Below are 18,227 nucleotides of genomic sequence, written 5' to 3'. Positions count from 1 at the left end.
GCCCTAACCTTTTCCTTGTCCTTTTATCCGTTTATAACTTCACCGCCATTGATATGAATAACCTGTCCGCTTACATAAGAAGAATCATCTGAAGCAAGGTACACATAGGCTGGCGCCAATTCTTCCGGCTGACCCGGACGCTTCATTGGCTGCGCTCCTCCAAACTCGCTGACCGTCTTAGCATCAAATGTAGACGGGATTAACGGTGTCCAGATCGGCCCTGGTGCTACAGCGTTCACCCGAATGCCTTGATCCGCCAAATTGAGTGAAAGGGAACGTGTAAAGGATGTGATTGCCCCTTTGGTCGATGAATAATCAATGAGTGTCTTGTTCCCAGCATACGCGGTAATCGATGTGGTGTTGACGATCGTGCTCCCTTTCTTCAAATGCGGCAATGCTGCTTGCGTCAAGAAGAACATACCGAAAATATTCGTTCGGAACGTGCGCTCTAACTGTTCTTTGGTGATATCCTCCAGCTTTTGCTGTGGATGCTGCTCCGCTGCATTGTTCACAACGATGTCGAGCTTGCCCAGTTCGTTAACTGTCTGTTGAACCGCTTTTTTGGCAAATTGATCATCTCCGATATCGCCAGGAATCAACACGCATTTGCGTCCCTCCTGTTCCACCTGACGTTTTGTTTCTTCCGCATCCTTATGCTCATTCAAGTAGATGATGGCTACGTCCGCACCTTCTTTGGCATACGTGACAGCTACAGCCCGACCAATTCCACTGTCCCCACCAGTAATAAGTGCAACTTTACCTGTTAGCTTGCCAGCGGCTTTGTAAGTTGGTTTTTCAAATTGGGGTGCAGGCGACATTTTGGACTCAATCCCCGGTTGCTGGTCCTGATGCTGTGGGGGCAAAGTTTGCTGAGGTTGATTACTTTTAGACATTGTACATTCTCCCTTCAAAATCAGATATTTTTTAGGATGCAACATTTGCATCCACTCTACTCCTGAATTACCACACAAAGTTATTCGTTAAACGAAAAAAGAACAATGTAGTGATTTGAGCGCAAAAAAAACGGCCTATGCTTATTCAGCACAGACCGTTTTTCAATTTAGCATTTGTCATCATTCGATTATAGACTCTCACTAAATGCATAATTAAATAATATGGCTGTATACCATTAAAAACGTAATTAAAATCAGGAAGACAGCAAGCAGCGTACTGAACATTCGCATTTTGCCAGCATATTGCGTAATAGGCTGTTGGCTACGAATCGCTTCCAGCGACAGCCGTAACGGCTTACCCATGGCTCCCGCAATACCAGAAATGGCGAGAAACAACAGCAAAACGACAACAATCCATGCTACCGAATAAGAACCCCAGGGAAAAATCATATAGATACCGCTAACAAGCACTAAGATCAGCGCAAATTGAGCCAAACGGTTCAATAGCTGAACAGCCGATATCGTTCCTTCCTGCACGCTAGGAGCCAATTTGTCGATTTTGCCCACCACGAAGGGGAGCAATAAATAAAAACCCATCGCCAGTGATCCAATAATGTGAATAAAAAACATTTTACAACCTCCACTTCTTTGTTTTCTTACAAACTTTTTTTCCATAGAACGATCATATTCCAACGAATGTCTACCATCTTTTCAGTGTTTTGGGACATGCTTTTCTATGTCAGGATTTTGCAAAGTCCTCATGTAACTATCAATGCATATGAACTCTATTATACCGGGGAAGTGAGTCAAAGCAAAGGAATAAGGAAGAAAACGAATAGATTCCCTATATTCTGTTTATGAGTAAAAGAGGTGTCCCGCGGCCATGACTATGGCTTAGGGACACCTCTTCAGGTAATAGTCACCGTTTTAGTAGAAAATTGAATCTAAACGGTAACTATTTTAATCACACTGCGGACCGACTCCGCGGATTGATCGAGCGCTGCTTTTTCTTCGGCTGTCAATTCCAACTCGAACACTTTTTCGATGCCATTGCCACCAAGAAGTGTCGGTACGCCAAGGAATAAATCCTGATAGCCGTACTCTCCCTCCAGATAGGCGATGACTGGGATAATCCGTTTTTTGTCTTTTACAATCGCTTCCGTCATCTGTGCAAGCGAAGCTGCCGGAGCATAATATGCGCTACCATTACCCAACAGGTTGACGATCTCTCCGCCACCGCCGCGTGTACGTTGTACGATCGCTTCGATACGTTCCTGCGAAATCAGAGTTTCGATAGGTATACCCCCAACACTGGAATAGCGTACCAGGGGCACCATATCATCACCGTGGCCCCCCATAACGAAGCCGCGCACGTCTTCGACGGAAACGTTAAGCTCTTGTGCAATAAAGGTACAATATCGCGCTGTATCCAGCACACCGGATTGGCCAATAACCCGATTTTTCGGGAAACCCAGCGTTTGGTAGGCAGTATAGGTCATAGCATCTACCGGATTGCTCAGAATAATAACAATAGAATCTGGCGCATACTTCTTCACGTTCTCACAAACGGATTTTACAATTCCTGCGTTCGTATTTACCAAATCATCACGGCTCATACCCGGCTTGCGTGCAATCCCAGCTGTAATAATGACGATATCTGAGTTAGCTGCATCCTCGTAATTGGAAGTGCCCGTGATCTGACTGTCAAATCCCTGTACCGGACCGGCCTCCAAAATATCAAGCGCCTTGCCTTTGGTCGGATTCTCTAGTTGCGGAATATCGATCAGTACGATATCACCTAGCTCCTTTTGAGCCAGCAGCAATGCGGTAGTGGCACCGGTAAAACCGGCGCCAACAATGGATATTTTTTTACGTTGAATGGACAAGTGGTATTCCCCTTCCTTACAGGTTACTAATAATGGTATCTGCGAACTCGGAGCATTTCACTTGTGTAGCACCATCCATCAGACGAGCAAAGTCATAAGTTACAATCTTCTTATTAATGGACGTCTCCAGCCCTTTGTAAATCAGGTCAGCCGCTTCTTTCCAACCCAAGTGTTCAAGCAACATTACGCCCGACAGAATGACGGAACCAGGGTTCACTACATCTTTGTCGGCGTATTTTGGTGCTGTACCATGTGTAGCTTCAAAGATAGCATGCCCTGTTACATAGTTAATGTTCGCACCTGGCGCAATACCAATTCCACCAACTTGGGCAGCAAGAGCATCGGACAGATAGTCCCCGTTCAGGTTGAGCGTAGCAATCACATCAAATTCAGAAGGACGAGTCAGTACTTGCTGAAGTGCGATATCAGCAATCGCATCCTTGATAATGATTTTGCCTGCATCTTCAGCTGCTTTTTGAGCTGCATTAGCCGCATCCTCACCGTCTTTTTCCTTGATTACGTCATATTGGGCCCAAGTAAATACTTTATCTGCAAATTCTTCCTCAGCCACTTCATAACCCCAGTTTTTGAAGGCACCCTCGGTAAATTTCATAATGTTACCTTTGTGTACAAGCGTTACACTCTTGCGTCCGTGGTCAACTGCATACTGAATGGCTGCCCGTACCAGACGCTTTGAACCCTCGGAAGAAACTGGCTTAATGCCAATACCAGAGGTTTCAGGGAAACGGATTTTGTTCACACCCAGCTCTTGCTGGAGGAACTGAATAACCTTTTTCACGTCTTCGGACCCTTCAGCATACTCGATCCCCGCGTAAATATCTTCTGTGTTCTCACGGAAAATAACCATATCTACCAATTCAGGACGTTTCACTGGAGAAGGAACACCGTTAAAATAACGAACAGGACGCAGACATACGTATAAATCCAGTTCCTGACGCAATGCCACATTCAACGAACGGATACCACCGCCAATAGGTGTCGTAAGCGGACCTTTAATGGCTACAATATACTCACGGATGGCTTCCAAAGTATCGTTAGGGAGCCATTCGCCGTATGTATTGAAAGCTTTCTCACCAGCGAATACTTCATACCAGGCAATCTTTTTGCTGCCGTTATATGCTTTTTCTACAGCTGCGTCCAGTACGCGCTTGGAGGCTTTCCAGATATCGCGACCCGTGCCGTCACCTTCGATAAACGGAATTACCGGATGGTTCGGAACCTGTAGTTGACCGTTATCAATCGTAATTTTTTCGCCTTCAGTTGGGAGCTCAAACTTTTCAAATTTCGCCATAAGTTCCTTTTCCTCCTCAGATATGAATGGGTACAGGACGAAAGACATGATCTTTATCACAGACAAAAACGTACATCTCTCGTCGTCCCCTCTATTGTACCTTATTTTTTAAATTCAGGGTATACAACCTCAATCTTCCTTCGACAAGGGGTTAGCGCAACTCTGGTGATACGTATTTTTGATCCATTGGACCTGTATATTCGGCGCGAGGACGAATCAGGCGATTATTTTCATACTGCTCTAAAATGTGCGCTGTCCAACCGGATACACGACTCATAGCAAAAATAGGTGTAAACAGGTCTCTCTTGATACCCAGTTGGGTATACACAGAGGCAGAATAAAAATCCACATTGGGCTTCAAGCCTTTTTGTCCTGTTACAATTTCCTCAATTCGAACTGACATATCAAACAACGTTGTGTCGCCGTTCATTTCCCCCAGCTCGCGGGACATTTTGTGCAAGTGCTTGGCACGCGGATCACCGTTTTTATAGACTCGGTGTCCAAAGCCCATAATTTTTTCGCGATTATCCAGTTTCGCCTGGATATAGGAGTCCAACTGATCCAAACCACCAATCTCCTCCAGCGTTTTGGCCACAGCCTCATTGGCTCCACCATGCAGTGGTCCTTTTAAAGCTCCAATTGCAGACGTGATTCCGGAATAAATATCCGACAATGTGGCTACCGTTACACGCGCAGCAAAGGTAGAGGCATTTAATTCATGATCGGCGTGCAGCACGAGAGCCTGATTGAACGCTTTAATAGCCGTCTCCTCTGGATCCTTGCCAGTCAGCTGATACAAAAAGTTTTCAGCGATAGAAATACCTTTTTTAGGCGCAATCGGCTCCAAGCCCTCGCGTATACGTGCTATAGCTGCCACAATGGTAGGCAATTGCGCCTGAAGCTTGACGGTTTTGGTCACATTAGACTCTCTCGACATATCATCCGCCTCTGGGTCATACAAAGCGAGAGACGATACGGCTGATCTCAAGGCAGCCATCGTGCTCAAATCTTTCGGATATAACTTTAATTGAGTAACAATTTCATCCGGAATAGCAGCGTATTCGCTTAACTGGTTGCGAAGCTCCTGCAATTGCTCTTTATCAGGTAATTTCCCAAACCACAACAAATAAGCTACCTCTTCAAAATCGGCGTTAACAGCCAAATCATCAATGTTATAACCCCGGTACGTGAGAACGCCATCTACGATAGAGCTTATGGAGGAAGTGGTCGCTACGATCCCTTCCAGACCTTTAGTCGCTGTCATCGTTACATCTCTCCTTTGTAAAAACATTGTGAACGGACTTGCAATGTAAACATTTTCAAAAGTAAGATATGCCTTTTAAATAGCCGAGTAATGTTAACGCCATATGTCAATATTTAAACCTTCTTTCACTATACTGGATTTTGTCGTTTATGTGAACATTGAGGGCTATTCCAACACATTCAAATGTTTTATCGCTTCCATAAATAAATTTTTGAAACCCCTTACAAAAAATATTGATTCATTTGCACTTTTTTACACAGGTCTTGTCTCCCCCCTTTCCCGCATATGTATAGTAGAGCATTTATTTTATGAAATACTATCGTAAAAGAAAGGAGTCGTGAGAGCTTGAGCCGGTTAATCCTGAATCGCATATTTCGTGCTCTATGGGTGGCAATCGTGATTGTAGCTCTGTTATTGGGCATATATGTGCTTTTCCCTCTCGTCTATCCTTTCCTATTCGCCTGGCTTGTGGCTTATGCCATGAATCCACTGGTTGGTTTTCTGCGTAACAAAGCCCGTATGCCACGTTGGACGGCTGTCACGTTCTCATTATTTGTATATTTAGGTGGAATTGCAATTATCCTATCTGCAGCAATCACCCGCATAGTCCGAGAAGTTATAAAGTTGGCCATGACTTTTGACGGGCATATTGAGCGTTTTAAAAGCCTGTTTATCGATTGGACACAAAGCGATTTGATTCAAAATGTAATTATTGAAATTAACCATTTTATCCGGGATAATCCGGATTACCAACATACCATTAACAGTAATATTGATAAAACAACTCAAACCGTCAGTTCGGCTGTCACTACGCTAGTCGCTCAATTTTTTAATGGGGTTTTGAACTTGCTGACCTCTCTGCCTAATATGGGAGCAGTTCTAATGGTTATTGTATTAGCAGCTTTTTTTATTAGTAAGGATTGGGACCGACATAGTCGGATGCTCGCAAACACGGTTCCTGATACGATTCGCAAGCCATTGTCGGATATATGGCACGATCTACGTAAAGCACTGTACGGCTATTTGCGTGCACAGTTTATTATCATCTCCATTACGGCATTAACGGTCATTGTTGGGCTGTTCATATTGCGTGTGGAATCCGCCTTTACCATCGGTTTAATGATCGGGCTGGTGGACTTGCTACCTTATTTGGGGGTTGGCATTGTGATGATTCCGTGGATACTGTATGCGTATATGTCTGGTAATTTGGCGCTAGGGGTAGGATTGTCGATCCTTTATATCATCCTGTTGATTGGACGACAGATCGTGGAGCCTAAGGTGCTGGCCAGCAGCGTGGGCTTAAACCCGCTTCCCACCCTTATCGGTATGTTCATCGGGCTCAAGCTATTTGGCGTTTTAGGACTCATTATCGGACCTGTATCACTCATTGTCGTTGATGCACTGAATCGTGCGAATGTCATTCAGGACTTGCGCAATTATATTCTCGCAGGAAGAGTCCGCTAGATCATGGATAGGAAAAACGGCAGCTCACGTCAAAACCGCCGAAACGTAATACTGCCGTTTTTCATTTTTTTCTCCAGCCACTTTAATAAAAAACGTCGGTACAACGCTCGTGTTAAAGGGAACACCAACGTAAAACCAATAATATCTGTTAAAAATCCGGGGATAAGCAGCAAACTCCCACCAAAAAAGACACATAATCCATCCAGCATTTTACGGCCGGGCATTTGTCCCCGATTCATTTCATTTTTCGCATCGGCAATCACCTTACGACCTTCAAATTGCATCATGGCAGCCCCGATTAGCGTCGTCAGAATGATGAGTAAAATCGTTTTGCCTGCTCCAATCCAGTGACTTACCCATATAAACCCGTATAGCTCCGCCAAAGGAATGAGCAGCAGCAACAGCCACAGACGTTTACGCATCATCATGACTTCTGTCCCTCCCCGCCTGTAAAAGCAAACCTTAATGCAGTGTACAGCTCAGGTAGCGCCTGGTCCAGTCGAACGGGCTTCCATTCGGTGTTCACCCATACGTGACGTGTCATCCCAGTGACGAGCAGCTCTCCCGGCAGCGTGTCTGCCTGGGTCCATACCTTTCCCAGATACCTTTGATGCTCATCATCCGTTACCCGCCGAACCTCATAGATATAGTTTAGACGCAGTCTGGAGAAGTCGGTAATTGCGGTATAAACGGTAATTAAATCATCATATCGAGCAGGACTCGCATATTTCGCATTGATTTCAATAACTGGCAGCAAAACTCCACGTTCCTCCATGCTCCGATAGTTAAAACCCGTCTGTCGGATCATTTCGGTACGCCCGATCTCAAACCAGTTCAAATAATTTGCATGATATACGACCCCCATCTGGTCGCTTTCCTGATAACGGACACGTAGCGGTGCGCCATACCAGCGTAATTCCGTTTGTTTCTCCTCTTGAGTCATACAAGCTCTCCTATCTTTGTGCATCTTTATCTCTATTTTGCCCTCTCTCCATTAAACCATATTTACAGCCCGGGAACAAAAAGAGGGCAGACCGACCGGTCCTCCCTCGCAAATCATATATAATAATGCCTTTATTATTGTGGCAACGGCTTGGACAGTTTATAATATCCGCTATCCGAAGCCAGCTTAAGCAAGCTCTTAGCTTGGCTTCCCGCCCAGGCGTAACCGAGTCGTCTTTCCTCACTAATTTTCATGATGTCGGTATACTTTTTGCCATCCCGGTCTGAAAAGAAGTATTTATTGTCTTCCACATTATAGAACCGATACCACATTACACTCGATGCGTCCTTTTGGAAAAACTCCGGACCTTGACGATTGTATTTCATACCGTCGATTCGGTTCGCGTCAAACCATTTCAAAGCACTTTGAGCCGCTTTTTTCACTTCAGCGGTTTGCGGCTGGGACATGAGAAAAGCAGTAATGCCTACTGATTCCGTAGTTGTTTTGGAAGGTAACTCAAATGCCCGGGCTTCAACAGATGCATAAGTAGCCGGATCGTGCTGTGCACCCCAGATTGTTGGTGTACCATTATTTACAATTTGAGATTTAATTGTGTACTGGATACCTTTGTTTAGCGCTTGCTGAAGTCTGGAGCGGTAAGAGTTATCCAGAATATCGCTATCAAACGGCTGCTTCTTGTTCACGATATCGTCAGCCAAAACCATAACTCTGACCATTGCATCATCATTATAAGTTACAGCATCGGAATAATTACCACGTTTAGGGTATACTTGAGGCCAGCCACCGGAGGAATATTGAGAAGTTAGTACGAAGTCAACTGCTTTTTGTACACTGATCTTAATGTCTTTATTTTTGGTTTTTTTGTATACATCCGCCAAAAAGCGAATCTCGGTTGTCGTCGCCTCGTTATCGAACGTTCCGAGTTCAACACCATCCTTGCTCTTCCATGTGGAGCGTGCAGCTTTGCCATCCCATTTGGATTTATAATTCTTTTCCATAGCTTTGAAGAATCCGCCATGTGGCAATTGCCAGGATACAATATTTAAGGCAAGTGTAGTATCCTTGGATGTATTCCCCGTAGAAAACTTACTGAAATCGCGCATCTTGTTTAGGATGCTGTCTGTATTGACAACAGCGGTTGGCTTCGCCACAGCCGACAGCCCAAATAATTGCTCACGATCCAACACACCTGAATTTACATCGTCACCATAAACGTCCCGTCCCACAGCTGAATCTGTGGTAAGCTCATAAGAAGCAGTAGCCGATTCACGTACTGAATCATATGTAGCCGGCACAATCTCCTGTGCCGCAGCCCATGAGGGACTTAGGAGCCCTGACGTTACTGTAATCGCCAAACTTGAAAGCGCTATCATCTTTACAGTTGGACACATCTTCTTCTTCATTTGAACCTCTCCCTTATTTTAAGTTGGGTCATTGCGTTCAGTTTAACCTATACATTCTTGCTGAGGATTCTTTTGGATAGTGAGAGGGACTGAACCACTATTTATGCATGATAAATAGTTAGTTGTATTATATGAAAATATATCCAAACGATCAATATATTTTAATTTACTAATAGATTAAAAAAGTTAAAAAACTTTGAAAACAATAAAAATCCTCTTACTAATGCCGGATTAGTAAGAGGATTTTACGTAAAGCTAATATAAAGTAGGTCGATGAGCAACATCGCTTAACCAAATCGACCCATGATGTACTCCTGAGTCAGCTCATTTTCAGGATTCGTGAAAATATCGTTCGTTTTCCCATGTTCAACCAGACTTCCGATATAAAAATAAGCAGTATAATCGGAAATTCGTGCAGCCTGCTGCATATTGTGCGTCACAATAACGATGCGCAATTCTTTTTTCAATTCGGTAATAAGCTCTTCTACCTTGCCTGTAGACACAGGGTCCAGCGCTGAAGCTGGCTCGTCAAGTAACAGAATTTTCGGTTGAACGGATAGAGCACGTGCAATGCAAAGCCGCTGCTGTTGCCCGCCAGACAGCGCTAGAGCGGAGTCGTGAAGGCGATCCTTGACCTCATCCCATAATGCTGCTTTACGCAGGCTGCTTTCGACGATTTCATCAAGCTGTTTCTTCTTGCGCACCCCACGATATTTAGGACCGAAGGCGATATTATTGTAAATGGATTTGTAAAAAGGGTTGGGACGCTGCCACACCATGCCAATTTGCTGACGCAGCTTGATCACGTCCGTTTCCGGTGCCGTCAAATCCTGTCCATCCATCCAGATGTGTCCCGTTGTAGAGGAAGATGCAATCTCATCATTCATCCGATTAAGGGAGCGCAAAAAGGTCGATTTACCGCAGCCGGAAGGCCCGATCAGGGCAGTCACTGTCTGCTCGGGAAAGGCTAGATTCACTTTTTTCACAGCCTCAAAGCTGCCATAATAAATACTCAAATCCTCAGTACTGAACGGATGCGGCGGTTGCCCCACAAGCTGTTCCGAACGCGTAGACTGAACGGATGTTGCTGGTGCGGCGGTTTTTGCCGTTCGCGTAATCACATGTTCCATTGTTCTCCATCCCCTTTCTAATCCATACGTTTGGCAGCTGTCAGACGGCGGTATACAACTCTTCCGAACCATCTTGCACTCAAGTTGAATGCAAGCACAAGCAGCACCAGTACGGCAGAAGCGCCTGCAGCAATATCTTTGGAGTCAGGAGCAATCCCCTCACTATTGACCTTCCAAATATGAACAGCCAATGTCTCAGCAGGTCGCATCGGGTTAATAGGCGATCTAGCATGCAATGGATTCCAATCAGTAAAATCAAGCGGCGGCGTACTCATCCCTGCTGTAAACAGCAATGCTGCGGCTTCCCCGAAAATACGGCCTGCGGCCAAAATGGTACCCGTAATCAAGCTTGGCAGCGCAGCTGGCAACAAAATGGAGGTAATGATTTTCCACTTGGACAATCCAAGCGCAAGTCCAGCTTCCTTTTGCTCCTTCGGTACAGCTCGGAAAGCCTGCTCCGTTGTGCGAACCATCAGCGGCAGGTTAAATACGGCCAAAGCCAAGGCTCCTGATAAGAGGGAAAAGCCAAAATCAAACGTATTTACGATAAGTAGTAGTCCAAACAATCCGATGACGATAGACGGGAACGAGGACAATACTTCGACAACAAGTCGTATAAAGTCCGTAATTTTTCCCGGCTTTGCATATTGCGCCATGTAAATACCTGCGCCCCAGCCAATCGGAATGGTGATAATCAAAGTTAAGATTAACAAAAATACGGAATTAAATAATTGTGGTCCAATGCCACCGCCTGCACGTAATGTTTGGGGAGCACTGGTTAGAAAGTCAAAAGAAATATGACTGACTCCGCGGGCCAAAATGAAGCCCAGTAATCCCACCAAAAGTGCAACAATGAACAAGGCGAAGAAACAGATTACAAATGTAGCGATCTTGTCGGTCGTTTTAGCTTTCATCAAACCCGGTTTCTCCTTTCAAGCAGCCTTACCAGCAGCACGAAAATGAATGTCATGAGCAGAAGAACAAGCGCCATACTCCAGAGAGCATTGTTATGAACAGAGCCCATCGCTGTATTCCCCATGCTAAGTGTAATGACACTGGTCAAGGTCGAAGCGGATTCCAGCAAGGAATGCGGTATGTGCGGAGCATTCCCGATTACCATCTGTACAGCCAACGCTTCTCCGAAGGCACGAGCCATACCGAGAATAATTCCTGTTAAAAGAGCAGGCAACAACGTCGGAATAATAACACGAGCAATTGTCTGCCAGCGGGTAGCACCCAAAGCATAAGAGGATTCACGTAGCCCCCCCGGCAAGGAAGACAACGCATCCGCCATAATACTCGTAATCGTCGGCAAAATCATGACTGACAACACTAGGCAGCCTGCCAGAATGCCGATGCCTTGTCCTCCAAACACGTTCCGTAGCAGCGGGACGATTACGGTCAAGCCGACAAAGCCATATACAACAGACGGAATACCGGATAATAATTCAATCGCGGGTTGAAGGATACGCTTACCCGATTTCGGCACAATTTCCGTCATAAATAAAGCCGCACATAAGCTGAGCGGACTGGCAATTAAAGCCGCCAGTATGGTTACTGCAAAAGAACCCGTAATAAACGGAAGTGCGCCGAAGGACTTAGGCTCGCCATCCGGACTCCATTTGGTTCCAAAGAAAAACTCTCGCAGACTGACTCCATTCACCGCAAATGTAGCTACACCTTTGGAGGCAACAAAATATACGATGGAGACAATAACCGCAACTAAAAAAACGACACAAACCGACGTATATATGCGGCCGGTCCATTCTTCCCAGTAATGTCTTTCTTTCATAACTCGGGATCGTTTATTCTGTTCCATGTATGCCTTCCCTTCAATTGGTCCCATACTGTAACTCCTTTAACCGAAGAATAGAGGCCGGACGCTAGTCCGCCTCTTCTTCGTGAATATACTCGCGTTAGCTGCGTTCATCGAACAGGAGGTGTGACTCTCCTTATTTCGTGATATTACCGTCAGCATCACGTTTCACTTGCATACCTGATACTGGAATGTATCCCAAGTCTACGACATCCGTTTTTTGGATTTCATCTGACAGAATGTAGTCCAGGAATGCTTTCACATGCTCTTTTGGCTCACCTTTAGTGTACATATGCTCGTAAGCCCATACTGGATATTTACCTTGTTCTACATTTTCAACGTTAGCTTCAACGCCATCGTATTTCAAAGCAGTTACTGTGTTGTCGATGTAGGACAGAGCCAGATAACCAATCGCACCCGGTGTTTCAGCAATCAGCTTTTTCACAGTACCGGAGGAATCTTCTTGAATGGAGCCCGGCAGATCTTCTGTTTTTTGTCCCAATGCGTATTTTTCAAATGTTGCACGAGTACCGGAGCTGCTTGGACGGTTTACAATAACGATTTTTTGATCCGCACCGCCAACTTCTTTCCAGTTTGTGATTTTACCTGTGAAGATTTGTACCAATTGATCTTTTTTCAGGTCTGTAACGCCTACTTTAGGATTCGCTACCGCTGACATGGCTACAACAGCTACTTGGTGATCGACCAGCTCATCTGCACCGCTCTCCAGTTTTTCTTTTGCAAACACGTCGGAGTTACCGATGTCCGCTTGTCCGCCGGAAACCTGAGTCAAGCCAGTACCGCTACCGCCGCCCTGTACTTGAACTGCAATGCCTTTATATTTATCGACAGCCATAAATTTTTGTCCCGCTTGCTCTACCAATGGTTGAAGTGCAGTGGAGCCCACAGCCAGAATGTTTCCTGTCAGTTCAGCAGCTGCTTTATTGTCTGTTCCTGTAGCAGCTTCTCCTTGTGGTGCAGCATTGTTACCTGATCCACAAGCTGCAAGTGCAAATACCATGGTGAGAGTCATCAGAATGAACGGCCATTTTTTCAACATTTTTTATTGTCCTCCCCTTAGTTAAGTGACGGTTTTTTATTTATGACCATCAACACTTTTACATTGTAGGCCTGGAATGTTAGACGAACGACGTGGTTTTGTAAAACAAATATAAAATATTGATAGATAAATTATTTTTCGGTATATAATTAATCTATAGTTTGAAATTCATATATGAATGGACATATAAGGAGAGCTGTTGGATTCCATGAATATTCTAAAATTGCGTATCTTGATGCTGATCGACAAATTCCATAAGGCGACGGATGTGGCCGAAGCTTTGCAAGTCAAACAACCTACCGTCAGCTTTCATATGAAAAGCTTGGAAAAGGAAATGGGTGTTTCCCTATTCTCTCTTCAACAAGGCAGGATTATGCTAACGGAAGCTGGAAAAAAATTATTACCTTACGCAAAGCAAATCATCTCTCTGGAGCAAGAAGCTAGACAAGCTGTAGATGAACTGACAGAAGAGTCACAGGGTCAATTACATCTAGGTGCTGAGTCGATATCAGGTACGTATCTCCTCCCCACTTTGATGGCTAAGTTTGCTGAGCGGTATCCAGATTGTCGTATTCAGTTAGAGATTCAATCCCCGGATGCAATTAGGCAGCTACTGAAACAGGGGGAAATTGATTTTGCTTTTCTCGACGATAGAGGATCTCTTCCAGAGTATACAGTGGCAGAGCCAGTGGCTTCAGATCAAGTAGGAGTTATCCGTTCTGCACGTGCACCTGAAGTCAAATTAGAGGAGTTCGATGGAACCGATATGCTGGACAAGCACACATGGGTAAAATATAGCGGTTCATCCGTTGTAGATCTGTACTCCTCGCTAGTTAAGCCCCATCTGGAAATCAACTCTTGGGAAGCGGTAAAGCAAGTCGTAAGCGGCGGAGAGGCGCTTGCCTTCTTTCCTGCAAGCGGAGTCGATAATCATGAAAATGCTGCTTCCTCGGTGGAGTGGCTTCCTTATCCCGAGGCTGATAACAAAAGGAGCCATTATCAAATAAACATCGTGTATCAACAAGATACACACATGAACTTAATGCAACAGGCATTCCTTGATTTCATACGACAAGAAGGACTAGAAATAAAAAGCTAGAGAACATAAAAAAGAGCATCCAAGTCTTATTGACTTGAATGCTCTTTTGCTTGTTGTAACGATACATACAGCCTCGGTATTATTTCACGGAGGCTTTAATTACGCTTGTGCTGGAACGCAGCTAATTTTGATCAGGTTCGTAGAACCGGAATCACCAAGAGGTACGCCCGCAGTAATCACAACCAAATCGCCCTCTTTAACGAGGCCAGATTTGCGACCACCTTCCAGCGCGTTGTCAAACAGACTGTCTGTTGTGTCAACGATTGGTCTGCCTTGTACTGCATGTACGCCCCAGATCAGAGCCAAACGGCGAACTGTTCTTTCCTGTGTTGTCACAGCAATAATCGGAGCTTCTGGACGGTATTTAGAAATCATACGCGCCGTTGTTCCGCTTTGTGTGGACGTCAGAATCGCTTTAGCATGCAAGTCAAGTGCAGAAATAGAAACGGATTGGCTGATTGCTTCTGTGATACTAATCTCTTGAGCCGTTCTTTGTTTTTTGAACAAATCACGGTAGTTCAGAGAGGACTCAGCTTTTTCTGCAATACGTGACATTGTCAATACGGATTCTACTGGATATTTACCCGCAGCTGTTTCGCCGGACAGCATAATTGCATCTGTTCCGTCAAAAATAGCATTCGCCACGTCACTTGCTTCCGCACGAGTCGGACGCGGGTTACGTTGCATGGAATCCAGCATTTGTGTTGCCGTAATAACAGGCTTGCCAGCTACATTACATTTGTTAATCATCAATTTTTGCGCCAGAGGTACTTCTTCAGCAGGAATTTCCACACCAAGGTCACCACGGGCAACCATCAGGCCATCCGAAGCTTCCAAAATTTCGTCCAGGTTGTCCACACCTTGCTGATTTTCGATTTTGGAAATGATTTGAATATGACTTGCGTTGTGTTTCGCCAGCAATTCACGAATTTCCAGTACATCACTTGCTTTACGAACAAAAGAAGCCGCGATGAAATCAATGTCCTGCTCAATGCCGAAAATGATATCATTAGCATCTTTCTCCGTAATACCAGGCAAAGAAATTGCAACGCCTGGAACGTTAACGCCCTTCTTGCTTTTGATCGTTCCGCCATTGACAATGCGGCATTTGATTTCAGTGCCTGATACTTCAATAACGGTGAGTCCGATCAGACCATCGTCGATCAGAATGGTGGAGCCGGGCTCCACGTCCGAGGGAAGATCTTTGTACGTAATAGAAATACGATCTTGCGTACCGAGAATTTCTTCCGTTGTCAGCGTAATGAACTCGTCCTGAACAAGCTCAATAGGTTCAACTTCGAGCTTTCCTGTCCGGATTTCCGGCCCCTTCGTATCGAGCAAAATAGCAACATTTTTGTTAAGCTCCTTACAAGCTTGACGGATGTTTTTAATCCGGTTGCCATGCTCCTCGAAATCACCGTGAGAGAAATTCAGGCGGGCTACGTTCATACCAGCCAAAATCAGTTTCTTCACATTTTCCAATGACTCACTGGAAGGACCGATGGTACATACAATCTTAGTTTTGCGCATTTGGGTTTTTCCTCCGTTTTCAAAGGTGCTACTCTTTATATCTTTTTCCAACAATTAAATCTACTACACTTTTTCCTATTTGTATAGGAAGTTCGTCATATTTATTGTTACCCGTTTACAGCGTATTACAACATAGGTTCAGTTTCCGAAGACTTCAAGAAGGTGTATTGACCTATTTTTCGGAATTTCTGATACCGATCTTCCCTCAATTCATCGCAGCTCATATTGGTAAGTTCCGCCAAATGACGTTCCAATAGCTCCTTGATTGCGGCAGCGGTCACTTCATAGTTACGATGCGCGCCCCCTTTCGGCTCCGGCACAATATCCTCGATAATTTCCATGCGCAGGAGGTCATTAGCCGTAATCTTCATGGCTTCAGCTGCCTGATCGGCCTTGGAAGCATCTTTCCATAGAATCGAGGCTGCACCGTTTGGAGAAATGGCCGAATAAATGGCATGTTCCAGCATCAGCACACGGTTACCGACTGCAAACGCAAGCGCACCGCCGCTTCCACCCTCGCCGATGACCACACAAATAACAGGCACCGAAAGCTTTGCCATCTCCCGCAAGTTGCGGGCAATCGCTTCCGATTGACCTCTCTCCTCTGCTGTATTACCCGGATAAGCGCCCTTCGTATCAATGAATGTAATAATAGGGCGTTTAAATTTCTCAGCCTGCTGCATCAGACGCAAGCCTTTACGGAATCCTTCCGGATGGGCACTACCAAAAAAACGTGCAATGTTATCTTTCGTATCCTTACCACGCTGCTGGCCAATGACGGTCACCGGAATACCATTCAGCTTGGCAATCCCGCCTACAACCGCCAAATCATCTCCAAACAAGCGGTCGCCGTGTAATTCAATAAAATCCGTAAACACCTGCTCTATCAAATCAAGAGACGTTGGTCTTTGATGATGACGAGCCAAATGCATTTTTTGTGGTGCTGTAATGTTCGAATATATTTCTTCTTCCATCTCGAGATAACGTTCCTCGAGACGGTTGATTTCATCTGTAAAATCAATTTGCTTATCCTGTCCGAATTGCTTGAGTTCTTCGATCTTCTGTCGCATCTCGACCAGGGGCTTTTCATAAGGCAATTCGCCAGCCATCTATTCCTCCCCTTTCACACTGTGTAGATCAAGCAGTTGCCCAAGGGTATCGCGCAGTTCCTTGCGATGTACAACCATATCCAATTGTCCGTGCTGCAAATTAAATTCGGAAGTTTGAAAATCATCCGGCAGCTTCTGTCTGATTGTTTGTTCAATTACAATACGCCCTGCAAAACCGAATACAGCTCCTGGCTCTGCGATATTAATATCTCCAAGCGTAGCAAAGCTAGCGGATACTCCACCTGTAGTCGGGTCGGTGATAACAGAAATATAGAGCAATCCCTGCTCATCCAGACGAGCAAGAGCAGCACTTGTTTTTGCCATCTGCATCAAGCTTAAAATACTTTCCTGCATACGTGCTCCGCCGGAAGTTGAGAAAATAATTAGCGGCAGACGCTTGTCTATTGCTTGCTCAATGGCGCGCGTAATTTTCTCTCCTACGACCGAACCCATACTACCAGTAAAGAAGTCAAAGCTCATCACAGCAACGACAACAGGATGTCCATAAATAAGGCCGTCGCCCGTAACGACAGCCTCTCGCAAGCCAGATTTCAGGGTCTGTTGCTCCAGCTTGCTCGCATATCCCGGAAAGTCCAGCGGGTCAACCGAAATCATATCGGCATCATATTCCGTAAACGTGTCTTCGTCGAGCACCATGCGAATGCGATCCATTGCATTCAAACGCATATGGTATCCGCACACCGGACACACTTTCAAATTTTTCTCTAGTTCTTTGCTGTATTGAATACTTCCGCACTTGCCACATTTGGTCATAAGACCTTCGGGAATTTCCCGTTTGGGACGATCCGGCATGTCCGCTTGATCGCCGCTCAGCGCCCGTTCCGAAGGGATGGTCGCGTATTTACGCTTCTTTTGGAATAAATCTTTAAACACAACTACACCTCTCCAGCCGTTTATTTGTCAGCCGTAACCGATACAAGGTCCTCTGCCGTCTATGCGGCACCTCTAAGCATTATGTTCATACACACGTCAACGCCTGTTCCTAAAACATTACCGCCGATCGTGCATCCTTTGTTCCACTCATGCTGCTGTATCACTTCCGCCGTTCCGGACTCAAGGGCGCAAAATCGAATTAAGCACTTCCTGAATTTCTTCGACTTCACCCGAAGGCACAAGTATCTCAAACTGTTGCTTGGATGCGCTGATGGCCCGGGCCTGCACCATAAAACCTTCTTCAGACAGTTTGAGCTTAATCATGTCAGCCAGTCTGGCCGTCGGTGCAATATAAATCACCGTCCACATGCCTTGTTTCTACCCCCTAAGCCTCAAGTTTTGA

General features: G+C 45.2%; 18 protein-coding genes. 2 read left to right on the top strand and 16 right to left on the bottom strand.

What is annotated here, in order from left to right:
- Positions 1-23: 23 nt before the first annotated feature.
- From MHH57_RS08235 to citZ, 5 genes are all read right to left on the bottom strand, one after another.
- Positions 24-893: an SDR family oxidoreductase gene (locus tag MHH57_RS08235; protein ID WP_029516625.1), complete on the bottom strand. Its 870-nt coding sequence runs from the start codon at positions 891-893 to the stop codon at positions 24-26.
- Between the two features lie 213 nt (positions 894-1,106).
- Positions 1,107-1,523, bottom strand: a complete 417-nt coding sequence (locus tag MHH57_RS08230; protein WP_023987918.1) for a hypothetical protein — start codon at positions 1,521-1,523, stop codon at positions 1,107-1,109.
- A 314-nt stretch (positions 1,524-1,837) separates the two neighbouring features.
- A complete protein-coding gene (gene mdh, locus MHH57_RS08225) occupies positions 1,838-2,779 on the bottom strand; it encodes a malate dehydrogenase (RefSeq protein WP_028542892.1) in 942 nt (313 codons plus the stop codon).
- 16 nt (positions 2,780-2,795) lie between these two features.
- The gene (gene icd, locus MHH57_RS08220; protein ID WP_029516624.1) at positions 2,796-4,091 is read right to left on the bottom strand and encodes an NADP-dependent isocitrate dehydrogenase; all 1,296 of its coding nucleotides are present in this window, start codon (positions 4,089-4,091) and stop codon (positions 2,796-2,798) included.
- Positions 4,092-4,242: 151 nt separating this feature from the next.
- Complete coding sequence (citZ, locus tag MHH57_RS08215; protein ID WP_029516623.1) at positions 4,243-5,355, bottom strand: citrate synthase; 1,113 nt, start codon at positions 5,353-5,355, stop codon at positions 4,243-4,245.
- A 345-nt stretch (positions 5,356-5,700) separates the two neighbouring features.
- On the opposite strand from citZ, the gene ytvI reads away from it, so the two are divergent.
- A complete protein-coding gene (gene ytvI, locus MHH57_RS08210; RefSeq protein ID WP_039269897.1) occupies positions 5,701-6,819 on the top strand; it encodes a sporulation integral membrane protein YtvI in 1,119 nt (372 codons plus the stop codon).
- Positions 6,820-6,848: 29 nt separating this feature from the next.
- Here ytvI and MHH57_RS08205 read toward each other — a convergent pair whose 3' ends face one another.
- The 7 genes from MHH57_RS08205 to MHH57_RS08175 form a co-directional block, all read right to left on the bottom strand.
- Positions 6,849-7,247: an FxsA family protein gene (locus tag MHH57_RS08205; RefSeq protein ID WP_013309596.1), complete on the bottom strand. Its 399-nt coding sequence runs from the start codon at positions 7,245-7,247 to the stop codon at positions 6,849-6,851.
- On the bottom strand, positions 7,244-7,762 hold the full coding sequence (locus tag MHH57_RS08200; RefSeq protein ID WP_029516620.1) for a thioesterase family protein: 519 nt from the start codon (positions 7,760-7,762) through the stop codon (positions 7,244-7,246). Before MHH57_RS08200 ends, MHH57_RS08205 begins: the two co-directional genes overlap by 4 nt.
- Before the next feature lie 134 nt (positions 7,763-7,896).
- Positions 7,897-9,186, bottom strand: a complete 1,290-nt coding sequence (pelA, locus tag MHH57_RS08195; RefSeq protein ID WP_029516619.1) for a pectate lyase — start codon at positions 9,184-9,186, stop codon at positions 7,897-7,899.
- A gap of 287 nt (positions 9,187-9,473) precedes the next feature.
- Positions 9,474-10,316 (bottom strand): phosphate ABC transporter ATP-binding protein PstB, encoded by an 843-nt coding sequence (pstB, locus tag MHH57_RS08190; protein WP_039269891.1) that lies wholly within the window; start codon positions 10,314-10,316, stop codon positions 9,474-9,476.
- Positions 10,317-10,333: 17 nt separating this feature from the next.
- On the bottom strand, positions 10,334-11,230 hold the full coding sequence (pstA, locus tag MHH57_RS08185) for a phosphate ABC transporter permease PstA (protein WP_023987910.1): 897 nt from the start codon (positions 11,228-11,230) through the stop codon (positions 10,334-10,336).
- Complete coding sequence (gene pstC, locus MHH57_RS08180; protein ID WP_029516617.1) at positions 11,230-12,162, bottom strand: phosphate ABC transporter permease subunit PstC; 933 nt, start codon at positions 12,160-12,162, stop codon at positions 11,230-11,232. The genes pstA and pstC overlap by 1 nt, the downstream gene beginning before the upstream one ends.
- A gap of 106 nt (positions 12,163-12,268) precedes the next feature.
- A complete protein-coding gene (locus MHH57_RS08175; protein ID WP_029516616.1) occupies positions 12,269-13,192 on the bottom strand; it encodes a phosphate ABC transporter substrate-binding protein in 924 nt (307 codons plus the stop codon).
- 208 nt (positions 13,193-13,400) lie between these two features.
- Here MHH57_RS08175 and MHH57_RS08170 point away from each other — a divergent pair, with 208 nt between their 5' ends.
- On the top strand, positions 13,401-14,291 hold the full coding sequence (locus tag MHH57_RS08170; RefSeq protein ID WP_165145288.1) for a LysR family transcriptional regulator: 891 nt from the start codon (positions 13,401-13,403) through the stop codon (positions 14,289-14,291).
- A 99-nt stretch (positions 14,292-14,390) separates the two neighbouring features.
- On the opposite strand, the gene pyk is transcribed toward MHH57_RS08170, so the two are convergent.
- From pyk to MHH57_RS08150, 4 genes are all read right to left on the bottom strand, one after another.
- Positions 14,391-15,821, bottom strand: coding sequence for a pyruvate kinase (pyk, locus tag MHH57_RS08165; protein WP_165145285.1), 1,431 nt, complete (start codon positions 15,819-15,821; stop codon positions 14,391-14,393).
- A 125-nt stretch (positions 15,822-15,946) separates the two neighbouring features.
- Positions 15,947-16,930, bottom strand: a complete 984-nt coding sequence (locus tag MHH57_RS08160) for an acetyl-CoA carboxylase carboxyltransferase subunit alpha (protein WP_039269886.1) — start codon at positions 16,928-16,930, stop codon at positions 15,947-15,949.
- A complete protein-coding gene (gene accD / locus MHH57_RS08155; RefSeq protein WP_029516612.1) occupies positions 16,931-17,824 on the bottom strand; it encodes an acetyl-CoA carboxylase, carboxyltransferase subunit beta in 894 nt (297 codons plus the stop codon).
- A gap of 180 nt (positions 17,825-18,004) precedes the next feature.
- Entirely contained in the window at positions 18,005-18,193 is a 189-nt protein-coding gene (locus MHH57_RS08150) for a hypothetical protein (RefSeq protein WP_013309585.1), read from the bottom strand.
- Positions 18,194-18,227 lie beyond the last annotated feature (34 nt).

The sequence above is a fragment of the Paenibacillus sp. FSL H7-0442 genome, from assembly GCF_038593105.1.
GTDB lineage: Bacteria > Bacillota > Bacilli > Paenibacillales > Paenibacillaceae > Paenibacillus > Paenibacillus polymyxa_D.
Note: the sequence above shows the minus strand (reverse complement) of the source record. Positions and strands in the feature narration are given on the sequence as shown.

Bases quoted from the DNA above. Each gene is read 5' to 3' on its own strand.
- pstC (WP_029516617.1), bottom strand. From the start codon at position 12,162: ATGGGACCAATTGAAGGGAAGGCATACATGGAACAGAATAAACGATCC.
- MHH57_RS08150 (WP_013309585.1), bottom strand. From the start codon at position 18,193: ATGTGGACGGTGATTTATATTGCACCGACGGCCAGACTGGCTGACATG.
- pstA (WP_023987910.1), bottom strand. From the start codon at position 11,230: ATGAAAGCTAAAACGACCGACAAGATCGCTACATTTGTAATCTGTTTC.
- pstB (WP_039269891.1), bottom strand. From the start codon at position 10,316: ATGGAACATGTGATTACGCGAACGGCAAAAACCGCCGCACCAGCAACA.
- citZ (WP_029516623.1), bottom strand. From the start codon at position 5,355: ATGACAGCGACTAAAGGTCTGGAAGGGATCGTAGCGACCACTTCCTCC.
- icd (WP_029516624.1), bottom strand. From the start codon at position 4,091: ATGGCGAAATTTGAAAAGTTTGAGCTCCCAACTGAAGGCGAAAAAATT.
- pelA (WP_029516619.1), bottom strand. From the start codon at position 9,186: ATGAAGAAGAAGATGTGTCCAACTGTAAAGATGATAGCGCTTTCAAGT.
- MHH57_RS08205 (WP_013309596.1), bottom strand. From the start codon at position 7,247: ATGATGATGCGTAAACGTCTGTGGCTGTTGCTGCTGCTCATTCCTTTG.
- MHH57_RS08235 (WP_029516625.1), bottom strand. From the start codon at position 893: ATGTCTAAAAGTAATCAACCTCAGCAAACTTTGCCCCCACAGCATCAG.
- MHH57_RS08160 (WP_039269886.1), bottom strand. From the start codon at position 16,930: ATGGCTGGCGAATTGCCTTATGAAAAGCCCCTGGTCGAGATGCGACAG.
- MHH57_RS08200 (WP_029516620.1), bottom strand. From the start codon at position 7,762: ATGACTCAAGAGGAGAAACAAACGGAATTACGCTGGTATGGCGCACCG.
- pyk (WP_165145285.1), bottom strand. From the start codon at position 15,821: ATGCGCAAAACTAAGATTGTATGTACCATCGGTCCTTCCAGTGAGTCA.
- MHH57_RS08175 (WP_029516616.1), bottom strand. From the start codon at position 13,192: ATGTTGAAAAAATGGCCGTTCATTCTGATGACTCTCACCATGGTATTT.
- MHH57_RS08230 (WP_023987918.1), bottom strand. From the start codon at position 1,523: ATGTTTTTTATTCACATTATTGGATCACTGGCGATGGGTTTTTATTTA.
- MHH57_RS08170 (WP_165145288.1), top strand. From the start codon at position 13,401: ATGAATATTCTAAAATTGCGTATCTTGATGCTGATCGACAAATTCCAT.